Origin of the sequence: Capilliphycus salinus ALCB114379 (assembly GCF_047276495.1) — a bacterium.
Lineage (GTDB): Bacteria > Cyanobacteriota > Cyanobacteriia > Cyanobacteriales > Microcoleaceae > Capilliphycus > Capilliphycus salinus.
On record NZ_CP178543.1, the window covers coordinates 7,267,926 to 7,281,901 of the forward strand.

Here is a 13,976-nt window from a genome sequence, read left to right on the forward strand (position 1 = left end):
GGCTTACCCTGTCCCCAATTTTGACAGGAGAGTTGACAACACTTTAGGTCTTGCTCAATCTTAGAGTCAACTGCCCCACCCACGAGGGGATGGGGCTTGTAACTAACCGAGAGAATCGGTTGAAACATCTGGCATATTGACTGATGCCTGCTCCTCCGTCCCGAGGGTAGAGGAGAGAATATAGTCATCTCTAACATTCAAAGCCGCGTTAAGATCCGCGTGTGTTTGATGTCCACAATTTTTGCAATAGAATCTGGATTTCTGACGATTTGTTCGCCGAATGTGCTTACAAATATTGCATTTTTGCGAGGTGTAACGAGGGTCTTGGTAAGTCACTTGCTTACCCAATGCTTCGGCCTTGTAAGTCAGAAATTGTTCTTGTTGGTAAAACGACCAACTTCCCAGCCATTTATTAATTTTCTTCCCCCGTCGCTGGGTGCGAATACTCGACAAGTCTTCTAGTACAAAAACTGCTATCCCTGGTTGGTTGGCTAGCTTTTTACTTACACAATGATTCGTGTCCCGCATGAACCGCTTCTCGCATCCAGACATTGCTTTTAAGCGACGCTTGGCGCTACGAGTGCCTTTTTGCTGGAGTTGACGACGATTGTATAGGTAACGTCTTTGTACTGCCCTGATCTGGGATGAACTAAAGAATTGCCCGTTACTGGTAACAGCTTGGTGATACAGTCCTCGGTCAATTCCTTGAATTTCCCCTTCTACTTGCTCTGGTGTTTCTGTTTCAAAAACCAGCCTCACCCAAAACTGTTTATTCTGCTTTGAGTAAGTCAGTGTAGCCACACAAAATTCCCAAGTTTCAAAGACTTCTTGGAAGTATTCCGGCACATTTAAGATGAGCTTTTCACGCTTGCCAATGCAACTAAGGGTTAGCTGATGTCCTCTTAGCGTCATGGTGCGCTTGTCGTAGCGCAATCCTGATGTCGGCTTTTTTCTGGGATACCGCTTGAACTTGGTAGCTTTGACTGCCTCCATTGCATTATCCCGAACCGTTTGCAGTAGTGCAGACGGTACATCCGGGTACTGCAATCTGATAAGAGCATACATTGTTTTGTGAGCCTTGTTTTTGTTGTACGTCCGTTCTTTCAATGCCCAGTCAACGTGCTGATTAAAGATGTCAGCACAAAACCCCATCAGGGGTAAAAACCTCTCATGGGGCAAATCGACGGGGATGGAAACGGTACGTTTCATCGGTGGTGGTATTACCTCCAAATCGTGATTATATTTAGAATAGCACAAACCTTATATGTTCAACGGGTAAACACCAATCTATGAAAATACTGTCTTCTTCCCACGCTCAACACTGTCTTGAATACCACATCATCGTAGTCCTAAATACCGCCCTTTACGTTCTTGAAGGCGCGGTAGAGGTGACAGGTACTCTGGCTTTAAAAGCCAGAGACGGCACGCACAAGAACCCCGAGTCGAGTTAAAACGTATTATTGGCGAAATCTGCAAGACCTATAACTGGACACTTCACGCACTGGAAATCATGCCCGATCATGTTCATGTATTCGTGCAAGTTGATCATATGACTGCTAAGAGTCGAAATTGCCAAAACCATGAAATCCATTTCTGCTGTACATCTGTTCAATACATTTAAAGAACTTAAAAAACGCCGATGATCGGGGGTCGGCGATGGGTCGCGAGGGTACGTTTTACTCGTCTGTGGGTGGAGCCTCGGAAAAGGCAGTACAACAGTACATTGAAACTCAAAAACAACGAGGTCATACAAAATCAATCGGCATCGAACCCATCCATTTTGTCGTGCTTTCATCCCCGTCCCTTGTGGGCGGGGATGAAAGCACGATTAATAAAACACTTTTGCTGACAAAAGACTGGGACGCTTGGTTTTGTACAAAACTTGCCCATCAATTTCTGTCTCAACAGTCAGATCTCAAACCATTGAGATGAGTCAGATCTACCACCCGAGAGCGCGCGCGCCTGATAAGATTAACCACCAACAGAAGAACGAAAAATGCCTAAAATGGCGGTCTTGATTTTCAGTTTCGACACGGAAGCGGAAAATTTGATCTCGGGTTTAAAACTTCTCTAACCTCTGACCAATCAACCGTTTGAATGCTCAGACTGAGCGATCAAAGTCGCTGAAAATTTCAAATCTGGAGATCTACACTCCATAATAGGGAAACAGAGTGTGTGAATGCATTCACATTCAACCCCTTTTTGATCTTGAACTTCTCTTTAGACGTGCCGGGGCGCGTCTAAACCCCCGCTAAACTCTCAACTTGATTCCTCATGGCTAGACAATTAAACCTACTCTCCGGGCAAGTCATCGCTACCCCACTCCATACCGAGATGCAACAGTCCTATCTCGAATACGCCATGAGTGTGATCGTAGGACGAGCCTTGCCCGATGTCCGCGATGGCTTAAAACCCGTTCACCGCCGCATTCTCTATGCGATGCACGAGTTGGGTTTAACGCCCGATCGCCCCTATCGCAAATGTGCCAGAGTCGTCGGTGATGTTCTCGGAAAATATCACCCGCACGGCGATCAATCGGTGTATGATGCCTTGGTGCGATTAGTCCAAGACTTTTCCAGCCGCTACCCCCTGCTGGCAGGACATGGGAATTTTGGTTCGGTTGATAACGATCCCCCGGCGGCGATGCGTTACACCGAAACTCGCCTCGCTCCCATTGGCAATGAAGGCTTACTCACTCAAGTCGGGGAAGCGACGGTTGATTTTATTAGTAATTTTGACAACTCCCAACAAGAACCGACGGTTCTTCCGGCCCAGTTGCCGTTTTTACTCCTCAATGGCAGTTCGGGTATTGCGGTGGGCATGGCCACCAATGTTCCCCCCCACAATTTGGGAGAAGTTGTAGATGGTTTGATTGCTTTAATTGATGATAGCGATCTTGGCGATGATGCCTTAAGAGAAATTATTCCCGGCCCCGACTTTCCCACCGGCGGCGAAATTGTCAGCACCGACGGCATTGCCGAAGCTTACACCACCGGACGGGGTAGTATTGTCATGCGGGGGGTTGCCAAAATTGAACAGGTTCCCACCGCCCAACGTCGCCGCACCAAAACGGCTATTGTTGTCACCGAGTTACCCTTTCAAGTCAATAAAGCCAGTTGGATCGAGAAAACTGCCAGTCTGGTCAATGCCGGACGCTTGGACGGAATTTCTGATATCCGCGACGAAAGCGATCGCGAGGGCATTCGTGTCGTGATCGAACTCAAGCGGGAAGCCTCTCCCCAAGTGGTCTTACATCATCTCTACCAACAAACGGACTTAATGTCCAAATTTGGAGCGATTTTTCTGGCGTTGGTAGACCAACAACCCCGACAGTTAAGCCTCAAGCAAATTCTCCAAGAGTTTCTCAATTTTCGCGAACAAACTCTGATTCGTCAGTATACTCACGAACTTGAAGCCGCTACTCATCGCTGTCACATCGTTGAGGGTTTGCTCAATGCTTTGGGTAATTTAGACGCCGTGATTGAGATTTTGCGAAATGCTCCCGATGGCGGCACGGCTAAAATTCACCTGGAAAATGATTTACAATTGAGCGATACTCAAGCCGATGCTATTTTAGCGATGCCGATGCGACGGCTCACCGGCTTAGAACGACAAAAGCTTCAAGAAGAATTTTCCGAACTCAACCAACAAATTCAACAGTTGCGACGGTTGCTTGATGAACGTTCCGAGTTGATGAAGGCTTTAAAGAAAGAATTGCGATCGCTCAAGCGTCAATATGCCGATCCCCGACGCACCCGCATTGTGGTTCAAGATAGCGAAGATCAACCCTCTCAACCTAGCCGCACTTCCGCCAACAAGTCGAAAAGAAAGGGTTCTTCGACTCGCGATCCGGAAATTTTACAACCGGTTGCGCCGGCCGAAGAAGAAACGTTTCTCGAATTTACCCATCGCGGCTATGTTAAACGTCTTTCGGCAAAAACCGGAGACTCCAAAAGCCGCAGTAAATCCGATCCGTCGGAGATCACGGTTGAAGAAGGTGACGATTTTACCGTCGGCAGTTATCTGACCACAACGGGTCAGAGTTTGGCGATTCTCACCCGCACCGGTAAGGCTTATCCGTTGAATGTGGGCGATATTCCCACCACTTCCGGGCGATCGCGAGGAACGCCGTTAATTACTTTACTCCCGCCTTCGGCAACCAAAGATGCTCCGATGAGTCTTCAAGAACTGATTTTAGCTCAATTTATTGGGGCCGAACATACGGATAAAACCGATGTGATTTTGCTGACGCAACAGGGGAAAATTAAGCGGTTGTCTCTAACTGAGTTAACCGATCTCACCAATCGGGGGATTACAATTATCAAGTTGAAAGATCAAGATGAACTGGCCTATGCCAGTTTAACCCGTCCCGGCGAACAGGTGATTTTGGCAACATCCGGCGGACGACTGTTGCGTTTACCGGTTAACGATGAACAGTTACCCCCGATGGGACGCACCGCCCAGGGTTCCCAAGTTACCCGTCTACGCAAACAAGAACGGTTGGTTAGTTGTGTTACCGTAGCGCCCAAAGCCGGTTTATTATTGGTTTCCCAACAGGGGTTTGCCAAGCGTATTTCTATAGAACGTGTCCGTTTAACCACTCGCGGCGCCATTGGTACTCAAATGTTCCAGTTTAAGAGTCAAAAGGATGCGCTGATCGGTATGGTATCGGTTAACTCGAATCAAGAGGCTTTTCTGATTACCAGCGAAAATCGTATTGTTCGGTTTTTGGTCGATGAAGTGACGCTGAAAAGTGAGGAAGCAACCGGCGATCGCTTATTTAAACTCAATCCCGGAGAAACGATTATTGGGGTTCGCGATCAATTATTAATTCATCATCCTTAGCAGTAAACAGTTTTTCAGTAACCAGTGTACAGTGAACAGTACCATGCTACTGATAATTGATAACTGATAACTGGTCACTGATAACTGATAACTGATAACTGGTGACTGTAAACTGCCTTTTGATCGCTAAACTCAATTTGGTTTAACTGATGGCTCAGGTTGTTTTAGAAAATATATATAAAACGTTTTCGGCTGCGGTTCGGGTGCGAGAAACCGACGAAGAATCCGTTTCGACTCCCGAACTGTTAACGTCTTCTGGGGCGGTTCTCCGACGAATTAATCTCACCGTTAATGATGGTGAGTTTATGGTGTTGGTCGGGCCGTCTGGCTGCGGAAAAAGTACGTTATTACGGTTAATTGCGGGCTTAGAATCGCTGACGGCGGGTAATATTTGGATCGGGAAAACTTTGGTTAATGATTTACCCCCAAAAGCCCGAGATATTGCGATGGTTTTTCAAAATTATGCCCTTTATCCCCATTTGAAGGTTTATGATAATTTGGCGTTTGGATTGCGGCGGATGGGGGAAAGTTTGGGGGAAAATCAAGAATTGAACTCCGACCAACAGCAGGATTTTTCTTCGCTTCTCCGCAGGTTTTCTGAGGAGGCTTTAGTTGTAATGACGCGATCGCTTAAGCCGGGTTTGCGTTATTTTTCGGATCGGGAAAAGGCGATCGCTGCCAGAGTGTTGGCGGTGGCTGAATTATTACAAATTGAATCGCTTTTGGATCGATATCCCAAGCAACTTTCGGGGGGACAAAAGCAACGGGTGGCGTTGGGACGGGCGATGGCTCGCAATCCCCAGGTTTTTTTAATGGATGAACCGTTATCGAATTTGGATGCTAAATTACGGACGGAAACTCGCGCTCAAATTGTGGAGTTGCAGCGTCAATTGGGAATTACAACGATTTATGTGACTCACGATCAAACCGAAGCGATGACAATGGGTTCTCGAATTGCGGTGATGAATCGGGGTCAAATCCAACAGGTGGCTAAACCCCTGGAGTTGTATAACCGTCCGGCGAATCGATTTGTTGCGGGGTTTATTGGTTCTCCGGGGATGAATTTTTTAACGGTTCAGTTTTCTGCGCCGCTATTAATTGTTCATCCTTTGTTTCGTCTGACTTTACCGGAACGATGGGGTTTTAATCTCAAAGCTTATGACGGTCAATCGTTAATTTTGGGGGTGCGACCGGAACATTTGAAAATGGGTTGCGCGGCTCCCCGAAATTTACCCGTACAGGTGGAACGGATTGAGGTTTTAGGACATGAAACTCTGTTATCGGTTCGTCCTTATTCGCGAGAGGAGAGTTCTTTTTCCTTAATCCAATTGCGGGTTCCGGGAGAGGTGAAAGTCAATCTCAAAGATCAAATTTGGATTGCGATCGCCGTTGAGCATATTCACTTATTTGATCCGCAGACAGAACAGGCGATTTTTCCTCGCTAATTCCCCAGGTAGATAGGGGAAACTGATGAGCCTGTTTTATCTGTTCCTTAGGACTTATATATGAAAAAATTGTCTCATTTGACTTGCAATTTCTTTACAACTTAGTTACATTTATTTACAGAGAGCAATAAGTTTCAAGAAAGGAGATTGCACAATGGAAACTCAAAATCGTATACCCCAAGGTCAAAATCGTCAACAATGGAACTGGGGCTTCACACCAGGAGCAGAAACTTGGAATGGTCGCCTTGCGATGATTGGCTTTATCTCTGCCGTAATCGTCGAATTGGCTTCTGGACAAGGTTTATTACACTTCTGGGGCTTGATGTAAGCTAAATGTAATGGAAAATAGCCCGAAAAGGGTAAACCCCATTACACTAGCTTTAGAATCGAGAGGCTTTAAGTTAGCCAGAAATCATAACGTAGAAGAATTTTAACACAGCTTGGGGGGTTTTAGAATCACTCTCCAGCTTTTTAATTTTTCCACAAAAAAGAGGGCAAAGTTGAAACAACGTCCTGACTTTGCCCATTCACGCCCGAGACGGCTTTAACCTTATGGGGAAATATTTTGCTTCTGTCTTGATGGAGTTAGAAGGGGACAATCCTAAACCTAGCGGCGATGGAAAGGTAGCCGGGATTGACTTGGGACAGAAGGATTTTGCAATTGTCAACGATGGAATAAAGACCTCTAAATTTGTCAACCCGAGACATCTATCAAAACAGGAGCGCAACCTAAAAAGGAAGCAGCAAAAATTAGCGAGAAAACAGAAAGGGAGCAGATCTAGAGAAAAGGCGAGATCGCTTGTTGCTAGAGTTCACGAACGAATTAGAAATGTTCGTCAAGACTACTTACATAAGCTGTCAAGGAAGCTTGTTGACGAGAATCAAGTCATCGTAGTCGAAAGTCTAAATACTAAGAGCATGGTTCGTAACCAAAAATTAGCCAAAGCAATTTCTGATGTAAGCTGGGGAACCTTTGTCAATTTCTTATCCTACAAGCTTGAAAAAGAAGGTAAGTTACTGATAGAAATTAACCGATGGTTCCCCAGTTCAAAACTTTGCTCAAACTGTCATTTTCAAGTCGGTGAAATGCCGCTAGATGTTAGAAGTTGGCGTTGCCCAAACTGCGGCACTCACCATGATAGAGACGAGAACGCCGCAATAAATATCAGAGCAGAAGGTATCAGAATTTTATCTGTCTCGGGAACCGGGACAGCTGCTGAGGTCGGGGAAGTAAGACCAAAGCCGGGACGAAAGTCTAAGCTAAGGCATTCCCCTGCGAAGTCAGAAGCCCACACCAAAAGCGAATAGCGTTGGTGCTGGGTAGTTCACCGAATGTATTCTTTTAAGATGCTGTTGCGGTTGGGATGGCGCAACTTTCTGAGAGCTTTTGCTTCAATTTGACGAATCCGTTCCCGAGTCACATTGAAGATTTGACCAATTTCTTCAAGAGTCTTCATGCGACCATCATCTAACCCGTAGCGCAAGCGTAAAACGTCACGTTCGCGGGGACTCAGGGTATCTAAAACACTTTCGAGATCTTCGCGCAGTAGGTTTTTAGAAACCTGATCTTCGGGAGTTTCTCCATCGGACTCAATAAAATCGCCCAGGCGAGAATCTTCTTCTTTACCGATGGGAGTTTCCAAAGAGATGGGGAGTTGAGCGGATTTGGCAATAAATCGCAGCTTCTCAATGGTCATTTCCATGCGAGTGGCGATTTCCTCTTCCGTCGGTTTGCGACCCATTTCTTGGGAAAGCAATTTTGTGGTCTTTTTAATCCGAGAAATAGTTTCGTACAGGTGAACCGGAAGCCGAATCGTCCGAGATTGATCGGCAATCGCCCGGGTAATGGCCTGACGAATCCACCAGGTGGCGTAGGTACTGAACTTGTAGCCTTTTTCGTGATCGAACTTTTCGGCGGCCCGAATCAATCCCAGACTTCCTTCTTGAATTAAGTCTTGGAATGATAAACCTCGGTTCATGTACTTTTTGGCAATCGAAACCACCAAACGCAGGTTAGACTGCACCATCTTGTCTTTAGCCCGTCTTCCCAAGAAAAGACGGCGGCGGAATTCGGGTAGGCCCATGTCTACTGCACTTGCCCATTCCTTATCCTCGGGTTCGCGATGGTTATGTTCGATTAATTTTTCGCGAATGCGCTCTAACTCAAGTAAATCCGCGATTTTACGGGCCAGTTCAATTTCTTCATCGGCTCGTAACAATCGAATCCGACCAATTTCTTGAAGATAGAGTCTAATCGAATCCTCGGTGTAATGTTTTTTCTTCGCCTGAGTCCGACGACGTGACTTAGCAACTCCATCCGACTTGCTTTCGTCTTCATCATCAGATTGAGATTCTAGATAGTCTTCATCTTGACTCTCATCCTCTTCTAGCAAAAAGTCAAATTCATTTTCCGGCGGGGTTTTGGTTGAGTTTTGAAGCAATTCTATCGGTTCCATCTCCGGCTGAATGGGGGTTGCGAGTCCGGTGTTCGTCTGGATCATGCCGCGTTCCTCATGCTCCTCAATGCAAGAATCAATCACTATAAACAATTAGTAGGTTTGTCTATTTCTAGACAGTTTAGCCAATTCTAACCGCAATTGCGGTGGGATTGGGATGCCGACTTCAAAGGGTGAACTCGACTTCACTCTGATTTCGACCAAAGTGTTTAAATAACACCGATTGGTGTGGGCAAAGTTGCAGTTAGACCTTTTTGATTGTAGCCTCTCTTACAAAAAATGCACGGGGTTGCTACAAATTCAAGGTTGCTAGGGGGATTAAAAGTGGAAATTCCTCAGATTTACCAGTTGGGTCTCAGCGGTAGAAACCCTCAGCATTTTCGGGTTAAGCGCATAGCGAGAAGGGTAATGGTTGTCATTCTTCGACACATACTGACTTTCATCTTTGGTGATGATCGGACTGTTTTTCTGATTTTTCCCTGGATAGGAATTGGCGATTGCCTGATGGCTGAGGTTCTCCGGGGTAGCTGTTTTGGGATTTTTGATTGGTGCCGGCCGCGTTTTTTTCAGCCTGTGACATCATCTTAACCCAACCAAGACAGCTTACTGTGTTAACCTAGCCCATCCATTCGGGAACGTGAATTGATTTTCACAACTTACAGAAAAAACTGTCTGAACATAAGTCCTTTTTTGTACGTTAACTCAAATCTCAAAAATTGGAGCCTACTCTAATGTTAAATCAAGTTAAGCTAATGACGTCAAATTCTCAGAAAAATCTTTCAAGTTGTTATATTGGTTTAAACTTCAACAAGCAAACCTAAAGATTACATAGAATATACATCTCTTTACATTCAGTCTGTTAATAATTACCCTATGGTTAGAGAAAAACAAAGAATCTATAGCGCTGGCGGTTAGCGTTGATTTCGGGTGCGGGGGTTAACCCAATCATTCAATCCTTCACCCACCAAGGATAATCCCACCACCATCAACGTCAGCGCCAACCCCGGAAAAAAAGCCGTCCACCAAATCCCGGTGGGCAGAGCCTCCAGCGCCAACCGCAAATCATGGCCCCATTCCGGGGTCTCAGGGGGTAGTCCCAACCCCAAAAATCCCAAACTTCCCAAAGTTAAAATCGAGTCGGCCGCATTCAGGGTAAACAAAACCGGTACACTTTGAATCACATTCAAAAACAAGTATCGCGATAACACGGTCCAAGTATTCGCCCCCATCGCTTGGGCTGCTTCAATAAATAATTCGGTTTTGACGCTGGTTGTATGATTGCGAACCACCCGATAATATTGGGGAACATAAGCAATACTTAAAGCGATAGCCGCATTAAAAATCCCTCGTCCAACCACAAACGCCAAAGTAATCGATAATAACAGTCCGGGTAAGGTATACACCGCATCCATCAAAAACAGTAAAACTCGGTCTAATTTCCCCCCCAAATAGCCGCTAACCAACCCCAGAGGGACCCCGATAATCAAACTTAATCCCGTCGCCAATAGCAATACTTTCCACGCCGCAGCAGCGCCAAATAAGGTTCGGGAAAACACATCATAACCCTGACCGTTGGTTCCAAACCAATAGTCTACTCCAGGGGGTTCGTGTATGGGGTTTGATAGAAATTCCATCGGATTTTCAATCCATCCCCAAGCTAAAAAAACCGGAGACAATAGTGCCATCAAAATAAAAATCAAGGTTATTCCCAAACCGACTAACATCATGCGAGTTGAAAGGTTTGGGTGTTTCCAGAGGGTGAGAAATTCTACAAAGCGAGATTTAGCCGCAGTCATTGACCAAAAAACAGATGAGTTCGAGATAATTGTCTCATAAATTGATAAATTTGCAGAGGTACACCGATAGGAGATTAGCAGTTGATTTCGGCGATGCGAGTCAGTCCTGGGTGTGGCGCATACGACTGTAGCAGAACTTAACACATTCTGTTGAATTTGACTAAGAAAATCACCTTTTCCAGTCAAGGATTAACTATGATGATAGTAGAGAACAAAAGGGAGAAACCCAGGAGCGTCATTATGATTGAAATCATTGGCAATCAACCGGATAATGTTCTCGCCTTTACGGGTCACGGTCGAGTCACTGGAAAAGACTACGAGTCTATTTTAATTCCGGCTGTAGAAAGCAAGTTAAAAGAACACTCCAAAATTTGCTTACTTTATCATTTAGGCGAGGATTTTTCTGGGTTTAATCTTCGGGCTTTATGGGATGATATCAAAGTGGGTCTTCAACATCCAAGAGCTTGGAAAAAAATTGCCGTTGTATCTGATAATAAATGGGTAATTGGAATGACAAAAATTTTCGGTGTGATTATTCCTTGTCCTGTAAAAAGATTTGATGTTCATCAGTTAACTGAAGCAAGTGAATGGCTCAAAATTTAACTATAAAAGGGGTTAATTTAGCAGAGAATTGGAGCTTGATTTTAGAGGAATTAGCCCTAGAATTAAAGTCTTGCTCCCCATTGGGAAGTCTGTAATGTTGACAATTCGGTTGATTTATCGTGATTCACTGACTTCATTTTTGATGAGGTCGGTGAATTTTTTTCCGGATTAATCTCAATATTTCAGGAATAATTGTCGGTGAAACTGTAGTAAAAGCTAACTTTAAAACCAAGCTTTGGTTTTGACTTCTATCCAACCGAAACATGAACAAACTTAAACGCCTCTGTTTTTATCCCTGGTCATACTTATTGCTTTTTTCTCCCTTATTCTTAACCGGATGTCAACTCAATATTTCCATTCCTGAACTTGAAGAAATGTCTCCTTTTGAGAGTAGCAACCAAGCCTCTTTTGTCATGCAAACCCTGACAACGGGACAACAGGCTTATTATCAAGCTAACGGTCGTTTTGCGAGTTCCTTAGAGACGCTTTCTTTAGATTTCAATATCGAAACGGCAGAATATCATTATAAACTGATTACAGTGGGCGATTCGGCTCAAACTGTAGTGATGACCGCCAGCGCCAAAACAGAGGAACTTCCCAGTTATGCGGGGGTGGTGACAGTCGGACAAACGGAAGGGGGAGTGATGGCGTTTGCGAACATCTGTCAAACCGATGAACCCTCCACCGAACCTCCCCCCCTTGCAACCACACCTATTCCCGGTGAAGGCTTGAAATGTCCTCCCGGTTCGAGTCCGGTGCGTTAGGCTAAAACAAAATCAACTTCGTCGGCGCCATCGGCTTCCCCTTGACCCGATGTGATTTTTTCGCCATTGACTTCGACCGCAAAAGGAGTATTATCTAAACCCGACATATTGTAGTCTGTTTTGTCGGGTGTATATCCGACACTGGCGATCATTTTACGCCCCGCATCGGTATATTGAAAAGCCATCATTTGGTTTTTATCTTTTTCGTTATCTCGCGCCCAAATGACCATGTATTGTCCGCCTTGATAGTCAAAAACTTTGGGCGAACGAGAGGGTACATAACGCCCCGGAGAACCAAAGCTTGCATCTAAAAACGATTGTACAGAATCATCTTGGACAACCGCATAACTGACTTGTTCGGGAGGGGTTTCTTCTTCGTTAACATCTCCTTCACTTTCGTCGGGGGCTTCTTCTTTGTTGCGGTTTCTGAAGTAATCAACTGCCATTTTTGTTCCAATTGCACCGACGGTAGCAATACCTGCACCAGCAAGAATCTTGCGAAGTCTACTCATAGTCTTTTCTGTGGATATACAATGGTTTTGTTGGCATCGATTGCAACCAACTTAAAAGATTGTATCAAACTTTGCAGAAAAAATCGCATTTTTTTGTTGAGAAATCTTTCAACGGGGCGGACTTTTTTCTTTCGTCGAGTGGATTAGAACTTTGGCCAATCTGGGAGAATTTTTAGGATTTTTTTATCTTTCCGCAACCGTTAAAGCCTACTCGCTGTATTTTACGGCTGTCCCACTGGCGGCCACCATCAACATACTTCCTCCGCCACTAGAGTTAATGGTTTCGTAATCTAAATCTATCCCAATAATTGCATTTGCGCCTAATGCGAGTGCAGCTTGTTGCATTTCTTTGATAGCTGTTTCTTTGGCTTCCCGCAAGGATTTTTCATAGGCGGCTGACCTTCCCCCCACCACATCTCGAATGCTGGCAAAAAAGTCTCGAAAAACGTTGGCTCCTAAAATCGCTTCTCCGCTAACAATCCCACAGTATTGGATAATCTGTTTGTTTTGGAGTGTGCTGGTTGTGGTTAAAATCATAAGCCGTTTTAACACCCATTTTTGCTTTCTCCTTATTTTAGAATTGAAAGCGCAAATTGTCAATCGATTTAGAGGCGAAATCAACGGTTTAAATTTTAGGGATTGAAAACGTCCATCCCAACTCAAACTAATCCCAACTCTGCCTTAATTTCAGTTAAGGGTCTTTCCCAATTCTCCTCGAACCGATAACTTAACAAAAATTGGGCGGTTTTTCCGAATTCTCGACCCCGACGAAGATTAGCAAAAATTTGCGGAATTTGTTGGGGGGCTAAAATGGGATAAAGCAGCCGTGCCATCACAAGGGAAAGTTTTAAAGTCCGGCTGTAGTTTTGTTCGGCAGCAAAGGCTAAAACCCCGATTTCTCCGGCGTAACTGGTATCAAAATCTAACAGCACATGAAACAAATCGTGAGTGATAGAATACCGCAGCGAAAATACATTTTTTTCGGCTATTCTGCTCACTTCCGGGCTAATTTCAAAGGGCTGAAGGTTGTTAATTTTCATATGTTGGGCGTACTGATAGCCCAAGGTTTCCGGTGGAAGTTGACTCAGTTTTTCTAAGTCGATTTTGGGATGATAACCGACCACCGACCGCATTTTTGATTCGAGTTTGGGGTTGAGTTTTACCCCAAAGGCTTCGGCTTTGAGAATGGCAACATCTCCTAAATAATCAGTATTTTTTGCGAGTTTAATAACCTGAAAAAACGATTTGATGTCCGGTTTCATTGGAGCATTCTCCCGCAGTTATAATAAATTCAGTTTCGGCTACTTGTTTCGGTTCTCCGGTTGATTGAAAATTCTATCAAACCAGTTTAAAAATCGTTCAGAGAGTCTGTATTCTCCGTTGACAATTTCATCGGAAATTACTAAAACACCGAATAGAATTGATAAGGTTAAAAATTCCATCGCTTGCTATCAAAGTTGACTTTATAGGATCAACTATCACCGAAAAATTGGGGTTAGACCAGGGAATATCGGAAAGTTAAGCGGAAAGTTAAGCGGGGAGAAGTTTATCCAGA

General features: G+C 44.7%; 11 protein-coding genes and 2 pseudogenes. 7 read left to right on the top strand and 6 right to left on the bottom strand.

What is annotated here, in order from left to right:
• Positions 1 to 102: 102 nt before the first annotated feature.
• The gene (locus ACL6C3_RS29570; protein WP_413163608.1) at positions 103 to 1,209 is read right to left on the bottom strand and encodes an RNA-guided endonuclease InsQ/TnpB family protein; all 1,107 of its coding nucleotides are present in this window, start codon (positions 1,207 to 1,209) and stop codon (positions 103 to 105) included.
• A gap of 235 nt (positions 1,210 to 1,444) precedes the next feature.
• Between ACL6C3_RS29570 and ACL6C3_RS29575 the strand changes: the two are divergent.
• The 5 genes and pseudogenes from ACL6C3_RS29575 to ACL6C3_RS29595 form a co-directional block, all read left to right on the top strand.
• Positions 1,445 to 1,621 (top strand): annotated as a pseudogene (locus ACL6C3_RS29575) (transposase); the annotation flags it as partial.
• Positions 1,622 to 2,274: 653 nt separating this feature from the next.
• Complete coding sequence (gene gyrA / locus ACL6C3_RS29580) at positions 2,275 to 4,845, top strand: DNA topoisomerase (ATP-hydrolyzing) subunit A (RefSeq protein WP_413163610.1); 2,571 nt, start codon at positions 2,275 to 2,277, stop codon at positions 4,843 to 4,845.
• A 149-nt stretch (positions 4,846 to 4,994) separates the two neighbouring features.
• Positions 4,995 to 6,290, top strand: coding sequence for an ABC transporter ATP-binding protein (locus tag ACL6C3_RS29585; RefSeq protein ID WP_413163612.1), 1,296 nt, complete (start codon positions 4,995 to 4,997; stop codon positions 6,288 to 6,290).
• Between the two features lie 154 nt (positions 6,291 to 6,444).
• The gene (locus tag ACL6C3_RS29590; protein ID WP_413163614.1) at positions 6,445 to 6,618 is read left to right on the top strand and encodes a chlorophyll A-B binding protein; all 174 of its coding nucleotides are present in this window, start codon (positions 6,445 to 6,447) and stop codon (positions 6,616 to 6,618) included.
• A 227-nt stretch (positions 6,619 to 6,845) separates the two neighbouring features.
• Positions 6,846 to 7,598: pseudogene (locus ACL6C3_RS29595) on the top strand (RNA-guided endonuclease InsQ/TnpB family protein); the annotation flags it as partial.
• A gap of 17 nt (positions 7,599 to 7,615) precedes the next feature.
• Here ACL6C3_RS29595 and rpoD read toward each other — a convergent pair.
• Entirely contained in the window at positions 7,616 to 8,791 is a 1,176-nt protein-coding gene (rpoD, locus tag ACL6C3_RS29600) for an RNA polymerase sigma factor RpoD (protein ID WP_413163615.1), read from the bottom strand.
• An 866-nt stretch (positions 8,792 to 9,657) separates the two neighbouring features.
• Positions 9,658 to 10,542 (bottom strand): ABC transporter permease, encoded by an 885-nt coding sequence (locus ACL6C3_RS29605; RefSeq protein WP_413163617.1) that lies wholly within the window; start codon positions 10,540 to 10,542, stop codon positions 9,658 to 9,660.
• A gap of 240 nt (positions 10,543 to 10,782) precedes the next feature.
• Here ACL6C3_RS29605 and ACL6C3_RS29610 point away from each other — a divergent pair, with 240 nt between their 5' ends.
• The gene (locus tag ACL6C3_RS29610; protein WP_413163619.1) at positions 10,783 to 11,145 is read left to right on the top strand and encodes an STAS/SEC14 domain-containing protein; all 363 of its coding nucleotides are present in this window, start codon (positions 10,783 to 10,785) and stop codon (positions 11,143 to 11,145) included.
• Positions 11,146 to 11,408: 263 nt separating this feature from the next.
• Positions 11,409 to 11,909 carry a type IV pilin-like G/H family protein gene (locus ACL6C3_RS29615; RefSeq protein ID WP_413163620.1) on the top strand — a complete coding sequence of 167 codons (501 nt, stop codon included), beginning with the start codon at positions 11,409 to 11,411 and terminating at the stop codon, positions 11,907 to 11,909.
• Here the strand turns inward: ACL6C3_RS29615 and ACL6C3_RS29620 are convergent.
• The 3 genes from ACL6C3_RS29620 to ACL6C3_RS29630 all read right to left on the bottom strand — a co-directional run bounded on the left by ACL6C3_RS29620 (position 11,906) and on the right by ACL6C3_RS29630 (position 13,683).
• A complete protein-coding gene (locus tag ACL6C3_RS29620) occupies positions 11,906 to 12,421 on the bottom strand; it encodes a hypothetical protein (RefSeq protein ID WP_413163622.1) in 516 nt (171 codons plus the stop codon). The two genes, ACL6C3_RS29615 and ACL6C3_RS29620, sit on opposite strands and share 4 nt — an antisense overlap.
• 207 nt (positions 12,422 to 12,628) lie before the next feature.
• The gene (locus tag ACL6C3_RS29625) at positions 12,629 to 12,958 is read right to left on the bottom strand and encodes a heavy metal-binding domain-containing protein (RefSeq protein WP_413163623.1); all 330 of its coding nucleotides are present in this window, start codon (positions 12,956 to 12,958) and stop codon (positions 12,629 to 12,631) included.
• Between the two features lie 122 nt (positions 12,959 to 13,080).
• The gene (locus tag ACL6C3_RS29630) at positions 13,081 to 13,683 is read right to left on the bottom strand and encodes a Coq4 family protein (RefSeq protein WP_413163625.1); all 603 of its coding nucleotides are present in this window, start codon (positions 13,681 to 13,683) and stop codon (positions 13,081 to 13,083) included.
• Positions 13,684 to 13,976 lie beyond the last annotated feature (293 nt).

Coding starts and splice junctions, on each gene's coding strand:
- ACL6C3_RS29570 (WP_413163608.1), bottom strand. CDS start 1,209: ATGAAACGTACCGTTTCCATCCCCGTCGATTTGCCCCATGAGAGGTTT.
- gyrA (WP_413163610.1), top strand. CDS start 2,275: ATGGCTAGACAATTAAACCTACTCTCCGGGCAAGTCATCGCTACCCCA.
- ACL6C3_RS29585 (WP_413163612.1), top strand. CDS start 4,995: ATGGCTCAGGTTGTTTTAGAAAATATATATAAAACGTTTTCGGCTGCG.
- ACL6C3_RS29590 (WP_413163614.1), top strand. CDS start 6,445: ATGGAAACTCAAAATCGTATACCCCAAGGTCAAAATCGTCAACAATGG.
- rpoD (WP_413163615.1), bottom strand. CDS start 8,791: ATGATCCAGACGAACACCGGACTCGCAACCCCCATTCAGCCGGAGATG.
- ACL6C3_RS29605 (WP_413163617.1), bottom strand. CDS start 10,542: ATGACTGCGGCTAAATCTCGCTTTGTAGAATTTCTCACCCTCTGGAAA.
- ACL6C3_RS29610 (WP_413163619.1), top strand. CDS start 10,783: ATGATTGAAATCATTGGCAATCAACCGGATAATGTTCTCGCCTTTACG.
- ACL6C3_RS29615 (WP_413163620.1), top strand. CDS start 11,409: ATGAACAAACTTAAACGCCTCTGTTTTTATCCCTGGTCATACTTATTG.
- ACL6C3_RS29620 (WP_413163622.1), bottom strand. CDS start 12,421: ATGAGTAGACTTCGCAAGATTCTTGCTGGTGCAGGTATTGCTACCGTC.
- ACL6C3_RS29625 (WP_413163623.1), bottom strand. CDS start 12,958: ATGATTTTAACCACAACCAGCACACTCCAAAACAAACAGATTATCCAA.
- ACL6C3_RS29630 (WP_413163625.1), bottom strand. CDS start 13,683: ATGAAACCGGACATCAAATCGTTTTTTCAGGTTATTAAACTCGCAAAA.